We start from the raw sequence: 21,568 nt of genomic DNA, 5'->3' as shown, positions 1-21,568 counted from the left end.
CCTTCACTTAATTCCATCCCCCGCCTAAAGCTCTATAAAGCTGAATCATAGAAGCTAGCTGACTTTGGGTTAAATCGGATAGGCTTAATTCGGCGTCAAAAAGAGAGCGTTGTACTTCAAGAACTTCCAGATAAGATACATAACCGTTATAATATCTGGCCTGAGATAATTCTAGATTTTTTCTTGCTGCAATTACCTGTCTGTCTCTTGCAGCCCATTCTTCTTTATATGTTTTTACATTTTGCAACGATTGTTCCACTTCTGAAAGGGCAATGATACAGGTCTTTTGGTAAGAAAGTCTCGATTCTTCAGCAATTTGCCTGTAAATTTCTACTCTTCTCTTATTTTTTCCAAAGTTGAAAATAGGTCCGGCAATTGAACCACTTGCATTTTGAATATAGGAAGAACCGTCGAATAAAGTGCTTACTTTACTGCTTGCAAATCCTGCAATAGCAGCAATGTTAAAAGACGGGAAGCGCATTGCCTGCGCAACACCAATTCTTTCATTAGAAGCCATATAATACATTTCAGCCTGTCTAACATCTGGTCGGTTTCTTAAAAGAATAGAAGGGATAGAAACCGGTATGTTATTAACTACCTGAAGTTCTGTAACAGTCTTTCCGCGTTCAATTGGGCCAGGAGCCTGACCGGTTAATATCGAGATTGTATTTTCCCGCATAGTAATTTGTCTTTGAATAGAAGGTATCACCGCTTCGGCAATCGCGACTTGTTGTTCGATTTGAACTTTGTCTACTTCAGAAACATATCCGGCCAAGAACCTTGCATTGATGATATCAAATGCTTTTCGTCTGGTTTCCAGCGTTTGATTGGTAATAATAAGTTGATTGTCAAAATTGCGAAGTTCAAAATAAGCAGTAGCAATATCACTTACCAGATTCGACAGAATTACTTTTCGTCCCTCTTCACTGGCTATTAATTCATCCTGAACAGCTCTGTTTTCATGACGAATCTTACCCCAAAAATCGAGTTCCCAAGATAAGGAAGCAGATGCGCTTGACGGAATAAAAGCTTTGTCATTACTATTTATTGTACCATTATAGCCAATGGCGGGTAATAAATCAGCTTTTGAATAGCCTAATTCTGCTCTGGTTTGTTCGATACGTGCCATTGCAATTCGCAGATCATAATTGTTTTCTAACCCTTTATTGATGAGTCCTTTCAAAACATCATCATTAAAAAGATCAAACCATTTCACGTTGACTACAGAAGCAAGAGTATCAGCATATCCAGGGCCATAACGGAAATTAGCCGTTTGAGGATCTTCTGGCTTTTGATATTTTGGTCCCACAAGACAAGCTGTAGGCAATACTGCCAGAGTAAGAATAACGATTAGTATTTTTACTTTATTCATCATGATCTGTAGTTTTTGAATCCGTACTAATTTCAGTTGCTACAACTTCATCTTTCTTTTTTCCGATATTCTCAATCATTACAAACAAACCAGGAACAATTAGTACCCCAAGAACTGTTGCAATTAACATTCCGCTAAATACGGCCATTCCCATAACAATACGCGCCTGTGAACCTGCACCTGTTGCGGTAAGCAGCGGAACAACACCAAGAATAAAAGCAAAGGCCGTCATCAAAATTGGCCTAAAACGGAGTTTAGCTGCAATCATTGCGGATTCATACAGTGGTCTCCCTTTTTCATATTCTTCTTTGGCAAATTCCACAATCAAAATTGCGTTTTTGGCGACTAATCCGATTAAGAGCACTAATCCAATTTGCGCAAATACATTGTTTACGTAAGCATCACTTCCTAATCTTGCAAGAAACAATCCTAAAAAGGCTCCGAAAACTGCAAATGGTGCACCAAGTAATACACTGAAAGGTAGTTTCCAGCTTTCGTATTGTGCGGCCAGAATTAAGAATACAAAAACCAGTGCCATTAAGAATACAGTGCCTCCTCCAGGAGAATGTTTTTCCTGATAAGAAAGGTTGATATAATCGTAACTCATATCAGCAGGTAAGGTTTCCTTGGCTACTTCTTCTAAAGCATCCAGTGCTTGTGCGCTACTAAAACCATCGTTAGGACTTCCTCCAATCTCGGCCGACCTAAATAAATTAAGACGGTTGGTAAAATCAGGCCCTGCCACTTTTGTTGCGGTTACCAGAGTAGATACAGGCAACATATCGCCATTATTATTTCTTACGTAAATCTTATTTAAATTTTCAGGTCTTAATCTGTCAACAGCTTCACCTTGGAGGTACACTTTATATTGGCGTCCAAAACGGTTGAAATCATTAACATAAGTTCCTCCTAAGAAGGCACCTAGTACTTCGGTAACTTTAGAAACCGGTACTCCCAATTTCATGGCTTTTTCGTTGTCGATGTCCAGTTTTATCTGCGGTGTTCCTGCATTAAAAGTGGTATAAATTCTTTTTATTTCAGGTCGTTTTTGTGCCGCGGCAATAAAAGCTTGTGTTTGCTGAGCCAGATATTGTGGCGAATTTCCACCTCTGTCTTGTAACATTAAGCTAAAACCTGCAGATGCTCCTAAACCTTGAATGGCGGGTGGTCCAAATGCAAAAGCGGTTGCGGTTGTAATTTGTGTCGATAGTTTCATATTCAATCGATCTACCAATTGTTTAGCTGTTTCAGCTCTTTCCTCCCATGGTTTTAACGAAATGAAAATAAAAGCATTATTTGGCTGATAAGAGTTGGTAAGCATACTAAATCCATTGATTGTTGTATAAGACAAAATCGATTCTTCTTCTTTTAAAAAGCTATCTACTTTTCTTGAAATTTCATCGGTACGCTGAAGCGAAGATGCTGGTGGTAATGCAATATTTACGAGTACATATCCCTGATCTTCTTCCGGAATAAATCCTGGAGGGATTTTTTTACCTAGTAAAACAACAGCAAGGAGAATTACCCCTAACAAAGCGACAATTCGCAATGATTTTTTGGCGAAAAAAGTAGCACCTTTTATATAACCGCCTGTAACTTTTTCGAAGATTCGGTTGAATCCTGCAAAAAATTTAGCCAGCCATCCTGTTTGTTCTTCAACTGGTTTTGTGGGCTTCAGTAACATGGCACAGAGCGCGGGGCTCAGCGATAACGCACTAAATGCCGAGAAGGCGACCGAGACCGCAATCGTTATGGCAAATTGCTGATAAAAACGACCTGTAATTCCAGGTGTCATTGCCACGGGTACAAATACCGCAATCAAGATCAGTGCAATTGCAATTACTGGTCCGGAAACCTCTCGCATCGCTTGTATGGTGGCATCTTTTGGAGATTTTCCATGTTCAATATGGTGCATTACGGCTTCAACAACGACGATGGCATCATCGACCACAATTCCAATTGCCAATACTAATCCCAATAATGATAAGGTGTTTATTGAAAATCCCAATAATGGAAAAACGGCTATCGTACCAATTAAAGATACGGGAACTGTAATCAACGGAATCAGAGTCGCACGCCAGTTTTGAAGAAAGATAAATACAACCAGAATAACCAGGATAACAGCTTCAAAAAGTGTGTGAACAATATCTTCAACACCCGCTGTAATCGCAAGTGTGGTATCTAGTGATTCCTGATAAACAACATCCTTTGGAAATTTTTCGGACATTTTTTTCATTGCTTCTTTGGCAAGGGTTGCAACTTCAAGTGCGTTACTTCCAGGCATTTGGAATACGGTAATGGCTGCTGAAGCACTACCATTTCTACGGGCATTCGAGCTATAGTTTTCAGTTCCTAATTCGATTCTGGAAATATCGCTTAATAATACCTGAGCACCATCTGATTTACTTTTTACGACTATTTGACCAAATTGTTTTTCAGTAACCAAACGATCCTGTAGTGTAACACCATAAGTAAAATCTGTTCCTGGCGGGGTTGGCTCTGCACCAAATTTTCCTCCGGGACTAATCATGTTTTGAGCATTCAGGGCGTTCTTCACATCATCAACCGTTACTCCAAGTTTGCTCATGACATCGGCTTTAAGCCAAATTCTCATGGAATAGTCACTACCTCCAAATAGCGAAACTTCACCAACTCCTTTTATACGAGCCAACTGATCGACAATGTTGATGTTAGCGTAGTTATTCAGGAATTTTGAATCGTATTTTGGATTTGTAGAAGTAAGAGTGAACAACATCATCGGGAATGATAATGATTTTTTTACCACAACTCCCTGTTGTTTTACACTCGGAGGCATAAAAGGAGCCGATTGTGCCTGACGGTTTTGCGTAAGCATGTTGGCATTATCCAAATTGGTTCCTACGTCAAATGTTACTTCAATAGTACAAGCTCCATCAGAGGTATTTGTAGATTTTATATAAAGCATTTGTTCAACTCCATTTACTTTTTGTTCGATTGGAGTTGCAACAGCCTGCTCGACATTTAAGGCATTTGCTCCTGTAAAAGAAGTTGTAATTTTTACAACAGGAGGATTGATGTCTGGATACTGTGATATTGGCGTTTTTTGTAATGCGAGTAATCCGAGTATCACAATAATGATACTGATTACCATGGCTACGATTGGTCTTCTAACAAAAAATTCTCCCATAATGATGTTTCTAAATTATTTAGCTAGCGCGAAATTTAATTAACTGCTTGTCCCGGAGTCCATTCTTTTATTTGGGGAGTGATAACACTTCCACTTTTTAAGAGGGACGTTCCTCCAAGAGCAACTTTGTCATTGGCTGTTAATCCATCAAGTACGATATAGGAATCTTTGAATGCGGGGCCTATTTGTACTGCTTTCATTTCTACTTTATTGTTTTTGCCTAAAACATAAACCTGTGAAATTCCCTGCATCTCAATAACAGAACGTTGAGGTATAATCAATACGTTTTTACGAACATCAGTAACAACTTGTACTTTTACATATTGCCCGGGACGAATCAATTGGTCAGGATTGGCAAACGCAGCTTCAAAAGTTACGGCGCCGGTAGAGGGGTCAATTTGCCTGTCGGCAAAACTGATTTGACCTTTTTGAGGATAAAGAGAACCATCTGATAATAAGATAGAAACTGATTTTCCGGCACCTTTCAGGTTGGAATCTTTTTTCGCTAATTCTTTGAAGATTCTAAGATATTCCTGTTCACTCATAGTGAAACGAACTCTCACATCACCTAAGTCAGAAATAGTATTTAAAACGGATATTGCCCCCGGACGTACATAATCGCCAACTCTCACTTTTGATATTCCGATTAATCCTGAAATAGGAGCAACAATTTTGGAATAGCTTAATTCTATTTTTGAATTTTTCAGATTTGCCGATGCTGCTTTGATTCCGGCAACAGAAGCATTATATGCTGATCTGGCTCCAATCAATTCTCGCTGACTAATGGCATTCATTTTAGCTAATGGCTCCATCATTTCGTAGTCCGATTTGGTTTTGGCTAATCTGGCTTGTGATTCAGCCAATTGTCCTTCGGCTTCACTTACTTTCGTTTGAAATGGTAAAGGATCAATAGTGTATAGCAGTTGTCCTTTGTGTACTAAACTACCCTCTTTGAAATTAAGGCTTTCAATAACACCATCAACTCTGGGGTTAATTTGAATGTCTGATTGTCCAAAAGTTTCACCGGTAAATTCCGATTCCAGATTTACATCTTGTTGCAGCACTTTTACGATTTGAATTTCGAGAGGCTTGGGCGCTGGTGGAGTTTCTTTTTTACAGGATAACAATAAAAAAAGTAAGAAAATTGTTGGAGAGTAAATTCTGTTCATTTTTAATTTTATATTAAATTCTATTAAAACTCAACTAACTAAAAACCAAATAATTCATTAGCTAAGTTAACATTTTTTTATTAAGATTTGAAATATTATTTTTCATTCCTATTTTTTCTTAAATTTATATTTAATTGATATTCAATTGTTAATAAAATCGACTAAAAGCTGTAAAATACCGTCAAACTGCACTTTTTGTAAGGATTTATTTTTAATGTCTCCTAATTATAATTTTAAAAATTCCTAATTATGTCAAAAAAAAGTAAATTAAAATCAAAGAATTTAAATAGTGCTTCAAGCAATCTAAAGGTGTTAAGTAAAAAAGAATTACTGCATAAGGCAAAAAAGTTTTCAGAACAATATTGTGTAGGTGATGATAAAAATTTTACGTTAAAGGACAGACCAACTTCTTATTTTGGCAATGAATCAAAATCAGCGATTAAAGAAACTTTGCAAATAGGAGTAAGAGCATTGGCCGCCATGCAGGACATTCTATATGCACAGGATAAATGGTCAGTGTTACTTATTTTTCAGGCTATGGATGCCGCTGGAAAAGATGGTGCGATCAAACATGTAATGTCTGGTATAAATCCGCAGGGCTGTCAGGTTTCTTCTTTCAAGGGTCCAAGTTCGGAAGAATTAGATCATGATTATTTGTGGCGTTGTCAAAAACATTTACCGGAAAGAGGACGTATTGGTATTTTTAATCGTTCGTATTATGAAGAAGTTTTGGTAGTTCGCGTTCATGAGCAAATTCTGAAAAGTCAAAAAATACCAGAAAAATTGATCACTGAAAATATTTGGGAAAATCGTTTTGAAGACATAAGAAATTTTGAAAGATACCTTAACAGGAACGGAACTGTTGTAATAAAGTTTTTTCTTAATGTTTCAAAAGAAGAACAAAAAAGAAGATTTATAGAAAGAGTAGATAACCCGGATAAAAACTGGAAATTTAGTCCCACAGATGCGAAAGAACGTGGCTATTGGAATGACTATATGCATGCGTATGAAGAATTAATAAAGAACACATCGACTAAAAAATCTCCCTGGTATGTTATTCCCGCAGATAACAAATCGTATGCGAGAATTGCAATTGCGTCTGCAATAATTCATGCCTTAGACGAAATGGATTTAGAATATCCGAAAGTAAGCGAAGCTAAAATTGCTGAATTAAATGCGGTCAAACAGGCATTGCTCGATGAGGAAGATTAATGTAGTAAAAAATCGCAACTTTAGTTTTTCGATTTAAAAAAACCTTAGTACCTCAGAACCTTTGTGACTTAGAACCTTTTTCCCTACCTTTGCACCTCAAAAAAATTCTCAACTTAAATTAGTTTATAGCATGCAACTGTACAACACTTTAAGCGCAGAAGAAAGAGCCATCATGATCGATGATGCAGGTAAACAACGACTTACGTTGTCTTTCTATGCGTACGCCAAAATTCAAGATCCCAAAAAATTTCGCGATGATTTATTTTTAGCCTGGAATAAGCTCGATGCATTAGGCCGAATTTATGTTGCCAATGAAGGAATAAATGCTCAAATGAGTATTCCGGAAGAAAATTTGGAATCTTTTAGAGCAACTCTTGAAGTTTATGATTTCATGAAAGGCATACGATTGAATGAAGCTGTAGAACATGATGATCATTCCTTTTTAAAATTGACAATTAAAGTTCGTGATAAAATCGTTGCTGACGGTTTGAATGATGAAACTTTTGATGTTACCAATATAGGCATTCACTTGAAAGCCAAAGAATTCAATGAAATTCTGGACGACCCAAATACAATTGTTGTTGATTTTAGAAATCACTACGAAAGTGAAGTAGGACATTTTAAAGGTGCTATCACTCCGGATGTTGAAACTTTTAGAGAGAGTTTACCCATAATCAATGAACAACTTCAAAATCACAAGGAAGATAAAAAATTGGTAATGTATTGCACCGGTGGAATTCGTTGTGAAAAAGCAAGTGCTTATTTTAAACACCAGGGTTTTAAAAATGTGTATCAATTAGAAGGCGGAATCATTAATTACGCTAAACAAATTGAAGCGGAAGGTTTAGAAAGCAAATTCATTGGAAAAAACTTTGTGTTTGATAATCGTCTTGGTGAAAGAATTACAGATGACATTATCTCACAATGTCATCAATGTGGAAAACCTTGTGACAATCATACCAATTGCGAAAATGACGGATGTCATTTGCTATTCATTCAATGTGATGAATGTAAGTCAGCAATGGAAAACTGTTGTTCTACAGAATGTCTTGAAATTATTCACATGCCTTTAGTTGATCAGGTTCGTTTGAGAACTGGTAAACAAGTGGGGAATAAAGTTTTTAGAAAAGGAAAATCTGAGAATTTAAAATTCAAACATTCAGGAGAATTACCTGACACTGCTTTGGCTGCAGCCGAAAAGCCAGTTGATATTCGACAAAAAATAAAAGTAAAAAAAGTACTTCTTGGAAAAGCGGAGCATTATTATGTAAAAGCACAAGTAGGACAATTTACTATTGAAAACCAAGAATTGCACCTTGGAGATAAAATCTTAATTTCGGGACCAACTACGGGTGAACAGCAATTGATTTTAGAGAAAATGATTGTTGGCGGAGCAGCAACTACAACTGCTAAAATTGGGGATATCGTTACTTTTGAAGTACCATTTCGTATTCGTTTGTCAGATAAATTGTATAAAATTGTAAATTAGCCAAAAATTTGAGCTAATTTATTTATGTCACAATCCTTTACCAAATTATGGATTCATGCAATTTGGGCAACCAAAAATCGTCAGGAATTAATTGATTTCTCAATTGAGAAAAAACTGTACGATTTCATTTGGCAAGAGTTAACTGAACTAGGTTGTCCCGTTAGAATTATAAATGGCATGCCAGATCATGTTCATGTTTTATTTTTACAAAATCCACAAAAAACTATTACAGACATTGTAAAGCAAATAAAAGGAAGTTCTTCTCATTTTATAAATAGAGAAGAACTTATCCTTGAAAAATTTGCGTGGCAAACCGGCTATGCGGCTTTTTCTGTCAGCGAATCCCAGTTAAATGCCGCTTACAATTATATTAAAAATCAAAAGGAACATCATCTAAAGAAAAACGGTCAAGATGAATTTGATGATTTTGTAAAACTGCATGGATTAGAGAAAAAATGATTGCTCATCGATATGTTCCCCGTGGTTGAAACCACGGGCTATATTGAAATACCACAAACAAAAGCAAAACATAGCCTGCGGTTTCAACCGCAGGGACCCGATGGATATCCGCAACAATAATACGTCCCCGTGGTTGAAACCACTGGCTATATTGAAATACCACACACAGAAGTAAAACATAGCCTGCGGTTTCAACCGCAGGGACGCAATGAATATCCGCAATAATAATATGTTTCCCGTGGTTGAAACCACGGGCTATATTAAAAAAAAACACAAAAAACATTGCCAATGATTTTTAATCATTGGGGATAATACCAACAAAAATGAAATCACATACTAAAATTGAACTCATGGCTCCCGCAGGGAGCTTTGATTCACTTCAGGCTGCGCTTGATAATGGCGCAGATTCTATCTACTTTGGTGTAGAACAACTTAACATGCGTGCAAGAGCTACAGTAAATTTCACAATGGATGATCTGCAGGAAATTTCGAATCGCTGTGAAGCCAAAAATGTTAGAAGTTATTTGACGCTGAACACGATAATTTACGATCATGATTTATCTGTGGTAAAAACGCTTTTGAACAAAGCCAAGGAAGCCAATATTACTGCAGTAATTGCTTCTGATCAAGCTGTAATTGCCATGGCAAAAAGTATTTCGATGGAAGTTCATATTTCGACACAGTTGAATGTGACGAACATCGAAACCATAAAATTCTACAGTTTATTTGCTGATACCATGGTTTTAAGCAGAGAATTAAGCTTGCGCCAAATAAAGAAAATTACCGATCAAATTGAGAAAGAACAAATAAAAGGGCCGAACGGGAATTTAGTTGAAATCGAAATTTTTGGTCATGGAGCTTTGTGCATGGCGGTTTCGGGAAAATGCTATTTGAGTCTGCATTCGCATAATTCATCTGCCAATCGTGGTGCCTGCAAACAAAATTGCAGAAAAAAATATACCGTTATTGATCAGGAAACGGGTTTTGAAATCGAGCTGGATAACGAATATATGATGTCACCAAAAGACTTATGTACACTAGATTTCTTAGATCAGGTTATCGATTCTGGAATTCAGGTTTTAAAAATCGAAGGTCGTGGCCGTGCTCCTGAATATGTAGCGACTGTTATCAAAACGTATCGAGAAGCAATTGATGCCTATTACGATAAAACGTTCTCTAAAGAAAAGGTGGAAATTTGGATGGAAGTCTTGAATACCGTTTACAATCGTGGTTTTTGGTCAGGCTATTATCTGGGTCAGGAATTGGGAGAATGGAGTGATATTCCGGGATCTGCTGCAACTCAAAAGAAAGTTTATGTGGGAAAAGGCACCCATTATTTTCCAAAAGCAGAAGTAGGAGAATTCAAAATTGAGGCTTACGATATTAAAATCGGAGATAGAATTTTGGTAACAGGTCCAAGTACCGGAGCTCAGGAAATGATTATTGATGAAATGTTTGTAGGTGATATTGCTGCTGAAAAAGCGACAAAAGGTGATGATTGTACATTTAAATTGCCTTTCAGAATCAGAATGTCTGATAAATTATACAAAATAGTTGAGGCATAATGGTGATTATAACCTTACAAAGAGACAAATGCATCGGCTGTAATTACTGCGTCGAAATGGATCCGGTTCATTTTCAAATGTCAAAAAAAGACGGGAAATCGGTTTTGCTTCATTCTCAGAATTCAAAAGGGTTTTTTACTTTGAAATCCCCTAATCATACTATTGTTGAAAGTTGCGAATTAGCAGCGAAAGTTTGTCCTGTTAAAATTATTACGGTGAAGGAAATTTAAGTGTTTGTTCTAATAAATGGATATCCAAAATGTCTCAAAAACAGTTTAGGAAAAGAAGCTTTTTAGTAGACAATAGTTATATTTGTTTAAAACTTTCATTTAAGATTTCATGCTTTGATGATTCCTTATTGAAGAAGATAGAGAAAATAGAAATAGAGTATTTATGGAGAACGATTTAAAGAAGTTTATACTTTATACTGCACCAAGCGGAGAAATACGTGTTGATGTTTTACTTCAAAATGAATCAGTGTGGTTAACTCAAAAAACAATCGCAGAATTGTTTGGTGTTCAAAGACCTGCAATAACGAAACATTTAGGTAATATTTTTGATTCTGGCGAATTAGTAGAAAATTCAGTTAGTTCCATTTTGGAACATACTGCCAAAGATGGCAAAATTTATTCAACCAAAATTTATAATCTTGATGCCATCATTTCTGTTGGATACAGAGTTAATTCTACTAAAGCAACCCAATTCAGAATCTGGGCAACCCAAACCTTAAAAGAATATATTATAAAAGGTTTTGTTTTAGATGACAATCGTTTAAAACAAGGTCAGGCAATTTTTGGTAAGGATTATTTCAAAGAACTATTGCAAAGAGTTCGTTCTATTCGGGCTAGTGAAAGGAGAATTTACCAACAAGTAACGGATATTTTTGCCGAATGCAGTATTGATTATGATAACAATGCGGAAATAACTAAAAATTTCTATGCAATCGTTCAAAATAAATTTCACTTTGCTATAAGAGGAAAAACAGCAGCTGAATAATATTTGGAACTGCAGACGCTAAAAAAGAAAATATGGGTTTGACAACCTCGAAGAATAGTCCAAACGGACGTGTTTTAACAACAGATGTTGTCATTGCCAAAACACTATTTAGAGGAAAAAGAAATTAAGCAATTGGAGCGAACCGTAACGGGATATTTTGATTACATTGAAGGATTAATTGAACGTGAGAATACTTTTACGATGAAACAATTGGCAACAAGCGTAAATAAATTCTTATCGTTTAATGATTATAAAATAATGGAAGGAAAAGGCAAAATGAGCAAATTACAGGCTGATAAAAAGGCAATTGCAGCTTATGAAGTCTTTAATAAAACTCAAAGAATAATTTCTGATTTTGATAAAGAAATAAAAAAACTCAAATAATAAAATGAGTTTTAGCATAAATTCACTTCTAAAAAGAGTAAAAAAGCCTATTTTGCAGAATGTGAAATAGGTTTTTTTATTTAACAAGCATTTAGTTTTAATGCATAAAAAGCAAACTAAAAAAAATACTATCTTTACCGATTAAACGTTTATGAACTTAAGTTGCTTTTTGCAACACTACATATATAATTATGGCATGTACAAGTTGTTCAACCTCAGATGGTGGCGCACCAAAAGGTTGTAAAAATAATGGGACTTGCGGCACCGATAGCTGCAATAAATTGACGGTTTTTGATTGGCTTTCTAACATGAGCCCGTCTAATGGAGAGGCGATTTTTGATTGTGTTGAGGTTCGTTTTAAAAACGGCCGCAAGGAATTTTTTAGAAATTCAGAGAAATTAACTTTAAGTATTGGTGATATTGTAGCAACTGTTGCATCGCCAGGACATGATATCGGAATTGTGACTTTGACAGGAGAATTGGTAAAAATTCAAATGAAGAAGAAAGGTGTAAACCACGAAAGCAACGAAGTTCCAAAAATTTACAGAAAAGCATCTCAAAAAGACATTGATATTTGGTCTGTAGCGCGTGATCGTGAGGAACCAATGAAAGTTCGTGCGCGTGAATTGGCAATTCAGCATAAATTAGAAATGAAAATTTCTGATATTGAATTTCAGGGAGACGGATCGAAAGCGACTTTTTATTATACCGCAAATGACAGAGTCGATTTTAGACTTTTGATTAAAGATTTTGCTAAAGAATTTAGTACAAGAGTAGAAATGAAGCAAGTGGGTTTCCGTCAGGAAGCAGCTCGTTTAGGTGGAATTGGTTCTTGTGGACGTGAACTTTGCTGTTCGACCTGGTTGACAGATTTTAGAAGTGTCAATACATCTGCAGCGCGTTACCAACAGCTTTCGCTGAATCCTCAAAAATTAGCCGGACAATGCGGAAAATTAAAGTGTTGCTTAAATTATGAGCTTGATACTTACATGGATGCGCTGAAAGATTTTCCTGATTATGATACTAAATTAGTAACAGAAAAAGGAGATGCAATCTGTCAAAAACAAGATATTTTTAAAGGTTTAATGTGGTTTGCATACACCAATAATTTTGCAAACTGGCATGTTTTGAAAATTGATCAGGTAAAAGAGATTATTGCAGAAAATAAGCAGAAAAACAAAGTTTCTTCTTTAGAAGATTTCGCAATAGAAGTTGTTTCAGAACCTGAAAAAGACTTTAATAACGCCATGGGTCAGGAAAGTTTAACGCGTTTTGATCAGCCGAAGAAAAAGAAAAAACCAAATCGCAAACGCAAACCAAATGCGGAAGGCGCTGTTGTAGCTGCTCCGGCACCAAATAAACCTCAACAAGGAAATAATAATAACAACAATAATAAACCAGCTGGTGGTAATCCGAATAAATCGAATAAACCGCACAACAAGCAAAATCAGTCGAATAAGCCAAATAATTCGAATGACAATAAGCCAGCTGAGCCAAGAAAACCTATAATTATTACTAAAAATGAGAATAAAAAATAGCGGAATTCTTCTTTTGGCAGCAATACTTCTTTTTTCTTGTGATAAGAAAAGAGTTTTTGATGAGTACAAATCTGTTGGAAGTGCGTGGCATAAAGACAGTGTTGTAACTTTTGATTTGCCCGTTTTAGATTCCACCAAAAAATACAATTTATTTGTAAATTTGAGAGACAATAACAATTATCCATTCAATAATTTGTTTTTAATTGTGTCTCTTGAAATGCCAAATGGTTTCACGAAAGTAGATACGTTAGAATATCAAATGGCAAATCCGGACGGAACGCTGTTAGGAAACGGTTTTACAGACATTAAAGAAAGTAAACTGTTTTATAAAGAAGATGTTAAGTTTAGAGGAAAATACAAAGTACATATCAAACAAGCTGTTAGACAATCTGGTAAAATACCAGGTGTTGAGGAGTTAGAAGGTGTTACAGACGTAGGTTTTAGAATAGAACAAAAAGATTAGAAATATAGTTATGGCTGCTAAAAAAAACAATCAATCAAATAGCGTTAAAGATATTAATTACTATAAAAAGAAGTTTTGGCGGGTTTTTGCTTATACTTTGCTTGGTATTTTAGCTTTCTTTTTATTTGCCTCCTGGGGATTATTCGGTTCAATGCCGTCTTTTGAAGATTTGGAAAACCCGGATTCTAATTTGGCTACCGAGATTATTTCTTCTGATGGAGTAGTGCTTGGTAAATACTTTAAAACCAATAGATCACAGCTTAAATATTCAGATTTGCCAAAAAACCTTGTAGACGCTTTGGTCGCAACAGAAGATGCGCGTTTTTATGAGCATTCAGGAATTGACGGGCGTGGAACTTTACGTGCAGCTTTTTCGTTGGGAACGAATGGAGGAGCTAGTACCCTGACACAGCAGTTAGCAAAACAGTTATTTCATCGTGGAGGATCTAGTTTTTTGCCTTTTAGAATAGTACAAAAGATAAAAGAATGGATTATTGCGATTCGTTTGGAAAGGCAATATACCAAAAATGAGATCTTAGCCATGTATTGCAACGTTTATGATTTCGGAAATTACGCCGTTGGGGTAAGTTCTGCATCTCAAACTTATTTTTCCAAAGAACCTAAAGATCTAACTATTGACGAATCGGCAATATTGGTTGGAATGTTTAATAATTCATCTCTTTATAATCCGTTGCGAAACCCTGTTGGTGTTAAAAACCGTCGTGATGTGGTATTGGGTCAAATGGTAAAAGCCAAGATGATTACGGAGTCTGAAAAAGAGAAATACAAAGCATTACCAATAGCATTAAAATTCAAATTAGAAAGTCACCGTGAAGGAACGGCAACTTATTTCAGAGAATACCTTCGTGATTACATGAAAAAATGGGTTGCTGAAAACAAAAAGCCAGATGGTTCTGATTACGATATCTACAAAGATGGATTGAAAATTTACACAACCATCGATTCAAGAATGCAGGCTTATGCGGAAGAAGCGGTTACTGAACACATGAAAAATTTACAACAACAATTTTTCATCGACCAGAAAAACAATAAAAATGCACCTTTCGTAAATATCACCCAGGCAGAAACTGAGAAGCTTATGATGCAGGCGATGAAAAATTCTACGCGTTGGGCTATCATGAAAGATATGGATAAAAGTGAAGATGATATCATTGCTTCATTCAAAGTAAAAACGCAAATGCGTATTTTTACATGGAAAGGGGAACGCGATACCATTATGACTCCGTTGGATTCTATTCGTTATTACAAGCACTTTTTGCAATCTGGTTTAATGTCTATGGAACCACAAACGGGTAATATTAAGGCCTGGGTTGGTGGTATCAATTACAAATATTTCCAATACGATCACGTTGGACAGGGAGCAAGACAAGTTGGTTCTACTTTTAAACCATTTGTTTATGCAACTGCGATCGAACAATTAAATATGTCTCCTTGTGATTCAATTTTAGACGGACCATTTGTGATTCGCAAAGGGCGTCATCACGTAACAGAAGATTGGGAACCAAGAAACTCAAACCATACCTACCGCGGGATGGTGACTTTAAAACAAGCTTTAGCTGGTTCTATCAATACAGTTTCAGCAAAATTAATTGACAGAACTGGTCCTGAAGCTGTTGTAGAATTGACACAAAAATTAGGAGTAAAAACAGAAATTCCGGTACAGCCTTCAATCGCGTTAGGTGCTGTTGATATTACTGTTGAAGATATGGTTGCGGCTTATAGTACATTTGCTAATCAGGGTGTTTATGTAAAACCTCAGTTTTTAAGCCGAATTGAAAATAAAAGTGGTGAGGTTATTTACGAGCCAATTCCGGAATCTCATGATGTTTTAAATAAAGATATTGCTTTTGCAGTAATCAAATTATTAGAAGGAGTTACTGAAACCGGTTCGGGAGCGCGTTTGCGTACAGAAGGCGGAGGTAGTGGAGATAACCGTTGGACAGGATATCCATATATGTTTAGAAATCCAATTGCGGGTAAAACGGGAACAACACAAAACCAGTCAGACGGTTGGTTTATGGGTATGGTTCCGAATTTAGTAACTGGAGTTTGGGTTGGTTGTGAAGATCGTTCAGCACGTTTCAAAAGTTTAACTTATGGTCAGGGAGCTACAGCAGCATTGCCGGTTTGGGCTTATTTTATGAAACTTTGTTATAAGGATGAAGCGCTTCAAATTTCTAAATCAGAATTTGAAAGACCAGCAAATCTCTCTATAAAAGTAGATTGTTATCAAAGACCTGCTGTGGTAAAAGACACTACGCAAACAGAACAAAATACAGACGAATTCGAATTGTAAATTCAGTTCTCTTTAAATAAAAAATATCCTTTTGTGGCTTCTGAAATTCAGAAGAATGCAAAAGGATGTTTTTTTTGGATTGTGTTGACTTTATTTTTTACGAAATCGTTATAAATTAATCTAAAAATCTTATTTTTATCAAAATTATACGGTAATAAAGACAGTTTGTTATGATAACAAAAAAAGTAAATAATGTTCAGGAAGCAGTTGCAGGAATCGAAAGCAGTATGACCATCATGTTTGGAGGTTTTGGATTGTGTGGAATTCCTGAGAATACAATTGCAGCCTTAGTAAATACCACAATTTCAGATTTGACTTGTATCTCTAATAATGCAGGAGTTGATGATTTTGGTTTAGGATTGCTTTTGCAGAAGAAACAAATCAAAAAAATGATTTCATCTTATGTAGGTGAAAATGCAGAGTTCGAACGCCAGATGCTTTCTGGAGAATTGGAAGTGGAATTAACTCCACAAGGAACTTTAGCAGAACGTTGTCGTGCAGCACAAGCCGGAATTCCAGCTTTCTTTACACCTGCGGGCTACGGAACCGAAGTGGCTGAAGGAAAAGAAGTCCGCGAATTCAATGGAAAAATGCATATCATGGAAGAAGCTTTCAAAGCCGACTTTGCAATTGTAAAAGCATGGAAAGGTGATGAAGCTGGAAATCTTATTTTTAAAGGAACCGCAAGAAACTTCAACGCTTGTATGGCGGGAGCAGGAAAAATTACGATTGCAGAGGTCGAAGAATTAGTTCCGGTTGGGACTTTAGATCCAAATCAAATCCATATTCCGGGAATCATGGTACAACGTATTTTTCAGGGAGAAAAGTTTGAAAAGAGAATTGAACAACGCACGGTTCGAGTTAAGAATTAGATAATGGAGATAATTAGTCAATTAGATAATGAATTAGATTGCGCAGAGACAGGCATTATCTAATTATCAAATTTCTAATTGACACATTTAAAAAATTAGATAATTGAGATAATTAGTCAATTAGATAATGAATTAGATTGCACAAAGCCCAGCATTATCTAATTATCAAATTTTCTAATTGGCACATTCACAAAAGGCCTTATAAAAATAAAATAATGAATCGTATTTCTATACTTCTAATTTCTTTTCTCTCGTTTCAGAGTTTTTCACAAACGACGTCTGATCTTAGGCAACAATTAAATCAAATTATTGCAACTAAGAACGCTACAGTTGGGATCTCTATTAAAAGTATTGAGGATAAAGATACGATTAGCATTAACGGAAATCTAAAGGCACCAATGATGAGTGTTTTTAAATTCCATATTGCTTTAACTGTTTTAAGTCAGGTTGATGAAGGAAAGCTTTCATTAAATCAAAAAATCTTTATTAAGAAGAAAGAATTACACGAAAATACGTGGAGCCCAATGAGGGAAGAATACCCAAATGGGAATATGTTTTTAACATTAGATCAGGTGTTGAGGTATACAGTTTCACATAGTGACAATAACGGATGTGACATATTGATAGATTTAGTTGGAGGTACAAAAGTCGTTCAGAAGTTTATAGACAAACAAGGAATTAAGGATTTCGTGATTAAGGTCAATGAAAAGCAAATGGAAAGCTGGAAAAACCTTTATGTAAATACAACAACACCATTGGCCACGACGGAATTGCTGGAGAAATTCTATAAAGGAGAAGTTCTAAAAGAAAGTACAACTCAATATTTATATCAGATAATGGTAGAAACTTCAAGAGGACTTACCTGGATGAAAGCCGGTCTTCCCGCAGGAACAGAATTGGCACACAGAACTGGTACATCTGGAACTAATGATGATAACCTGAGAGTTGCCATGAACGATATTGGAATTGTAAAGCTTCCAAACGGAAAACATTTTATTCTTTCGGTTTATTTAAAGGAGATTACAGAAAAACAAGAAGATACTGAGAAGGTAATTGCAGACATTGCCAGAGCAACCTGGGATTATTTTTCCAAGAAAAATTAGATAATTATAAAATGTGATAATTAGATAATTACATAGATTATGCAAAGTGAGGCATTATCTAATTATCTAATTTCCAAATTGACACATTCAGTTTATGTTAACAAAAGAAGATATTGCAAAACGTATTGCAAAAGAAGTAAAAGACCGATATTTCGTTAATCTTGGAATCGGGATTCCGACATTGGTTGCGAATTATGTGCGTGAAGATGTTGCAGTTGAATTTCAAAGTGAAAACGGAGTTCTTGGTATGGGGCCTTTCCCGTTTGCAGGAGAAGAAGATGCTGACATTATCAACGCTGGAAAACAAACGATTACAACACTTCCGGGAGCGAGTTTCTTTGATTCGGCTTTTAGTTTCGGAATGATTCGAAGCCAAAAAGTAGATTTAACGATCCTGGGAGCTATGGAAGTTTCAGAAAATGGAGATATCGCCAACTGGAAAATTCCTGGAAAAATGGTAAAAGGAATGGGAGGTGCTATGGATTTGGTGGCTTCCGCCGAAAATATAATCGTTGCGATGATGCACGTTAATAAAGCTGGAGAATCAAAAATTCTTAAAAAATGTACTTTACCATTAACGGGTGTAGGCTGCGTTAAAAAGGTTGTAACGGAATTGGCAGTTCTCGAAGTAACAGAAAAGGGTTTTAAGCTCTTAGAAAGAGCGCCAGGAGTTTCTGTTGAGCACATCATTGCATCAACTGAAGCAGAATTGATAATTGAAGGTGAGATTCCGGAAATGGCAATTTAATTAACCTCAAAGGTTATTGCCACAAAGGCACGAAGGCACGAAGAAAAATTACATGTTAATTTAAATAATAAAACCGCCCTAATTCAGGCGGTTTTATTATTTATAAACTTTGTGTCTTAGTGACTTTGTGGCAATAATTTATTGCAAATTAAAAGAAGCGCCTAAACTAAAAGTAGCCTGATTGTTTAAATGATCAAATATGTCGTTGTTGTCGCTATATTTAGCAATTGGAAATCCAATTTCTGTGAAAACACCAAAACCGTCAGTGAAAAAATAACGACCACCAATATGTCCTCCAAAATTATGTAATCCAAGACTCAAACCAGGATAAATGTCTAATTGTTCTACGCCAATTACACTACTTAAATTGGCATTTATTCTTGCTTTTGCGTCAAAACGATCTTGAAATTCTGGTTTTTCATCAGTGTAAGGAGTTGGATTATTATGGTAATAACCGGTGAAATTATCTACTCCTAAAAGATAAGTCGAAACAAAACCAAAAGAGAAATTTTCTCCTAAACCAAAATCAACAGAACCCTGAATTCCTGAACCACCATCTTGTAAATTAGCACCAACGTTAACTCTTACATCACCTTTTCCTGTAAACGCCTGTTGCGCTTGTGTTAAACCGAATGATACTAAAAACAAAAATGTAATAACTTTTTTCATAAATTTAAATATTAATTATTTTGGATTGCAAATTTAATTTTTTATAGATTAATTCCTACCTTTTTCGTTAGAATACAATTCATTTAGCGGATCACTTTGCCAGAATTCTTTAGTGTCAACATTCATAATCGTTAACGGACCTTTAAAAGCTGCCCCTGTATCAACATTCCAGACACAGGCTCTATTAACTGGAATAGTTTGGCCAATTCTGGTTACCGGAGTGTGTCCAATAAATATTTCTTTGTAAACAGTAAAGCGTTTAGGGTAATAGGGATCATACATGTTAAGTTTTGGGTCTAACGAAAGTGCCGTTTCCCAAAGCGTTCTGTCCCAATAGAATAATTTTGGGAAATATTCCCAGACAACACCGTTCAAATTAGTAAAGCCAGCATGCACAAATAATCGATTTTGATCGTCATGGTAATAATCCTGTAAAGATTCTAAGAAAACAATATGCTCTTTTTTTCTTTGTTCAGACAATTTAGCGTAGCCTTCAACAGTGGCTTTACCGCCATGTTTGTACCACATTTCCTCATCAAATTCTTCATGTCTGTTCTCCAGCCAGTCCAATGCAAGCTGATCATGATTTCCTCTGATGCAAATACAGTTTTGCTTGTTTTTAAGATCAATCAAATATTCGATTACTTCTGCTGATTGACTCCAGCCATCAACATAATCGCCTAAAAAAATTAGAGTATCTTCTGTGGTAACTTCGGCTTTTTTCAACACTTGTTCAAGTGCGAGTAATCCTCCGTGTATATCGCCTATAACAAATGTTCGCATTTTAATTTATTTCGAATAGCATACAAAAATAAAGAAAATGATTTGTTTGCGATCATTTAGTTGTTAATCTTTAAATGAGTTTATTTTTATGATTTTTTTCATCTCATTTTCAAGCTTTCCTGTTTAAATTTGTAGTATGTCTGAAGCACCTACATACCGTAAAATTATCCATATTGATATGGATGCTTTTTATGCTTCGGTAGAGCAAATGGACAATCCTGCTTTACGAGGAAAACCTGTTGCTGTAGGCGGTTCAGAGAATAGAGGAGTAGTTTCAGCAGCAAGTTATGAAGCCCGTAAATTTGGTGTTCGAAGTGCTATAAGTGGGGTTTTGGCCAAAAAATATTGTCCTGAAATAATTTTTGTCCGTCCGAGATTTGATAGGTACAAAGAAATTTCAGGTAAAATTCACAAAATCTTTCATGAATACACAGATCTTGTGGAGCCATTGTCACTAGATGAAGCCTATCTAGATGTTACTCAGAATAAAAAAGGAAATCCGAGTGCCAGTTTACTAGCTCAGGAAATCCGGTTGAGAATCTTAAATGAAGTTGGATTGACTGCTTCGGCAGGAATTTCAGTGAATAAATTCGTAGCTAAAATCGCCAGTGATATCAATAAACCAAACGGGCAGAAAACAGTAAATCCGGATGAAATTTTATCTTTTCTGGAAGAATTACCTATTCGGAAGTTTTATGGTGTCGGAAAAGTAACTACCGAGAAAATGTATCAGTTGGGAATTTTTACCGGTGCCGATTTAAAAACAAAATCGGAAGAATTTCTGGAAAAGCATTTCGGGAAATCAGGCGCATTTTATTATAAAGTAGTTCGGGGAATTCATAATAGCGAAGTAAAATCATATCGGGTTACAAAGTCAGTAGCGGCAGAACATACCTTTGATGTGAATTTATCTTCGGAAATTTTTATGTTGGAGCAGCTGGAAAGAATTGCAACTTCTCTTGAAAAACGATTAAAAAAACATAATATTTCAGGAAAAACAGTTACTTTGAAAATCAAATACAGTGATTTTACACAGCAAACACGTAGCAAAACATTACCTTATTTTATTTCTGATAAAAGTTTAATCCTTGAAACCGTAGAAGAATTATTGTACCAGGAAAAGATGAAAGATTCTGTTCGCTTACTCGGAATCTCTTTAAGCAATTTGAATAATGAAGAGAAGAAAGCGGTTGTTGTTCAGTTAAAGTTTGCTTTTTGATAAACAAACTAGCGTTAAAAACTTAGAAATCTAGCTTTTATGAT

The 21,568-nt window shown here is 35.8% G+C and carries 17 protein-coding genes and 1 pseudogene; 13 read left to right on the top strand and 5 right to left on the bottom strand.

Annotation, left to right across the window (positions count from 1 at the left end):
- Positions 1 to 7 precede the first annotated feature (7 nt).
- The 3 genes from BUA98_RS01785 to BUA98_RS01775 are packed head-to-tail and all read right to left on the bottom strand — an operon-like array spanning position 8 to position 5,707.
- The gene (locus BUA98_RS01785) at positions 8 to 1,375 is read right to left on the bottom strand and encodes an efflux transporter outer membrane subunit (protein WP_086065109.1); all 1,368 of its coding nucleotides are present in this window, start codon (positions 1,373 to 1,375) and stop codon (positions 8 to 10) included.
- Entirely contained in the window at positions 1,365 to 4,538 is a 3,174-nt protein-coding gene (locus BUA98_RS01780) for an efflux RND transporter permease subunit (RefSeq protein ID WP_072969945.1), read from the bottom strand. Before BUA98_RS01780 ends, BUA98_RS01785 begins: the two co-directional genes overlap by 11 nt.
- Before the next feature lie 35 nt (positions 4,539 to 4,573).
- Entirely contained in the window at positions 4,574 to 5,707 is a 1,134-nt protein-coding gene (locus BUA98_RS01775) for an efflux RND transporter periplasmic adaptor subunit (RefSeq protein WP_072969944.1), read from the bottom strand.
- Positions 5,708 to 5,956: 249 nt separating this feature from the next.
- Here BUA98_RS01775 and BUA98_RS01770 point away from each other — a divergent pair, with 249 nt between their 5' ends.
- The 12 genes and pseudogenes from BUA98_RS01770 (at position 5,957) to BUA98_RS01710 (ending at position 18,853) form a co-directional block, all read left to right on the top strand.
- On the top strand, positions 5,957 to 6,919 hold the full coding sequence (locus tag BUA98_RS01770; RefSeq protein ID WP_086065107.1) for a polyphosphate kinase 2 family protein: 963 nt from the start codon (positions 5,957 to 5,959) through the stop codon (positions 6,917 to 6,919).
- Between the two features lie 130 nt (positions 6,920 to 7,049).
- A complete protein-coding gene (gene trhO / locus BUA98_RS01765; RefSeq protein ID WP_072969943.1) occupies positions 7,050 to 8,408 on the top strand; it encodes an oxygen-dependent tRNA uridine(34) hydroxylase TrhO in 1,359 nt (452 codons plus the stop codon).
- Positions 8,409 to 8,432: 24 nt separating this feature from the next.
- Positions 8,433 to 8,867, top strand: a complete 435-nt coding sequence (gene tnpA / locus BUA98_RS01760) for an IS200/IS605 family transposase (RefSeq protein WP_072969942.1) — start codon at positions 8,433 to 8,435, stop codon at positions 8,865 to 8,867.
- Between the two features lie 323 nt (positions 8,868 to 9,190).
- Positions 9,191 to 10,432 (top strand): peptidase U32 family protein, encoded by a 1,242-nt coding sequence (locus BUA98_RS01750; protein ID WP_072969940.1) that lies wholly within the window; start codon positions 9,191 to 9,193, stop codon positions 10,430 to 10,432.
- On the top strand, positions 10,432 to 10,662 hold the full coding sequence (locus BUA98_RS01745) for a ferredoxin (protein ID WP_072969939.1): 231 nt from the start codon (positions 10,432 to 10,434) through the stop codon (positions 10,660 to 10,662). Before BUA98_RS01750 ends, BUA98_RS01745 begins: the two co-directional genes overlap by 1 nt.
- A 163-nt stretch (positions 10,663 to 10,825) precedes the next feature.
- Positions 10,826 to 11,812: pseudogene (gene rhuM / locus BUA98_RS01740) on the top strand (RhuM family protein).
- Between the two features lie 191 nt (positions 11,813 to 12,003).
- The gene (locus BUA98_RS01735; protein ID WP_072969938.1) at positions 12,004 to 13,350 is read left to right on the top strand and encodes a PSP1 domain-containing protein; all 1,347 of its coding nucleotides are present in this window, start codon (positions 12,004 to 12,006) and stop codon (positions 13,348 to 13,350) included.
- Positions 13,334 to 13,813 (top strand): gliding motility lipoprotein GldH, encoded by a 480-nt coding sequence (locus BUA98_RS01730; RefSeq protein ID WP_072969937.1) that lies wholly within the window; start codon positions 13,334 to 13,336, stop codon positions 13,811 to 13,813. The genes BUA98_RS01735 and BUA98_RS01730 overlap by 17 nt, the downstream gene beginning before the upstream one ends.
- Before the next feature lie 10 nt (positions 13,814 to 13,823).
- Positions 13,824 to 16,130, top strand: coding sequence for a penicillin-binding protein 1A (locus BUA98_RS01725; RefSeq protein WP_072969936.1), 2,307 nt, complete (start codon positions 13,824 to 13,826; stop codon positions 16,128 to 16,130).
- A gap of 170 nt (positions 16,131 to 16,300) precedes the next feature.
- Positions 16,301 to 17,002 (top strand): CoA transferase subunit A, encoded by a 702-nt coding sequence (locus BUA98_RS01720; RefSeq protein WP_072969935.1) that lies wholly within the window; start codon positions 16,301 to 16,303, stop codon positions 17,000 to 17,002.
- 215 nt (positions 17,003 to 17,217) lie between these two features.
- The gene (gene bla, locus BUA98_RS01715; protein ID WP_072969934.1) at positions 17,218 to 18,105 is read left to right on the top strand and encodes a class A beta-lactamase, subclass A2; all 888 of its coding nucleotides are present in this window, start codon (positions 17,218 to 17,220) and stop codon (positions 18,103 to 18,105) included.
- Positions 18,106 to 18,199: 94 nt separating this feature from the next.
- Entirely contained in the window at positions 18,200 to 18,853 is a 654-nt protein-coding gene (locus tag BUA98_RS01710) for a 3-oxoacid CoA-transferase subunit B (RefSeq protein WP_072969933.1), read from the top strand.
- A gap of 138 nt (positions 18,854 to 18,991) precedes the next feature.
- Here BUA98_RS01710 and BUA98_RS01705 read toward each other — a convergent pair whose 3' ends face one another.
- Both BUA98_RS01705 and BUA98_RS01700 read right to left on the bottom strand, forming a co-directional pair.
- Positions 18,992 to 19,522: a DUF6646 family protein gene (locus tag BUA98_RS01705; RefSeq protein WP_072969932.1), complete on the bottom strand. Its 531-nt coding sequence runs from the start codon at positions 19,520 to 19,522 to the stop codon at positions 18,992 to 18,994.
- A 48-nt stretch (positions 19,523 to 19,570) separates the two neighbouring features.
- Entirely contained in the window at positions 19,571 to 20,305 is a 735-nt protein-coding gene (locus BUA98_RS01700) for a metallophosphoesterase family protein (RefSeq protein WP_072969931.1), read from the bottom strand.
- A 136-nt stretch (positions 20,306 to 20,441) separates the two neighbouring features.
- Here BUA98_RS01700 and dinB point away from each other — a divergent pair, with 136 nt between their 5' ends.
- The gene (dinB, locus tag BUA98_RS01695; protein ID WP_072969930.1) at positions 20,442 to 21,524 is read left to right on the top strand and encodes a DNA polymerase IV; all 1,083 of its coding nucleotides are present in this window, start codon (positions 20,442 to 20,444) and stop codon (positions 21,522 to 21,524) included.
- Positions 21,525 to 21,568 lie beyond the last annotated feature (44 nt).

The organism is Flavobacterium saccharophilum (assembly GCF_900142735.1).
Lineage (GTDB): Bacteria > Bacteroidota > Bacteroidia > Flavobacteriales > Flavobacteriaceae > Flavobacterium > Flavobacterium saccharophilum.
Note: the sequence above shows the minus strand (reverse complement) of the source record. Positions and strands in the feature narration are given on the sequence as shown.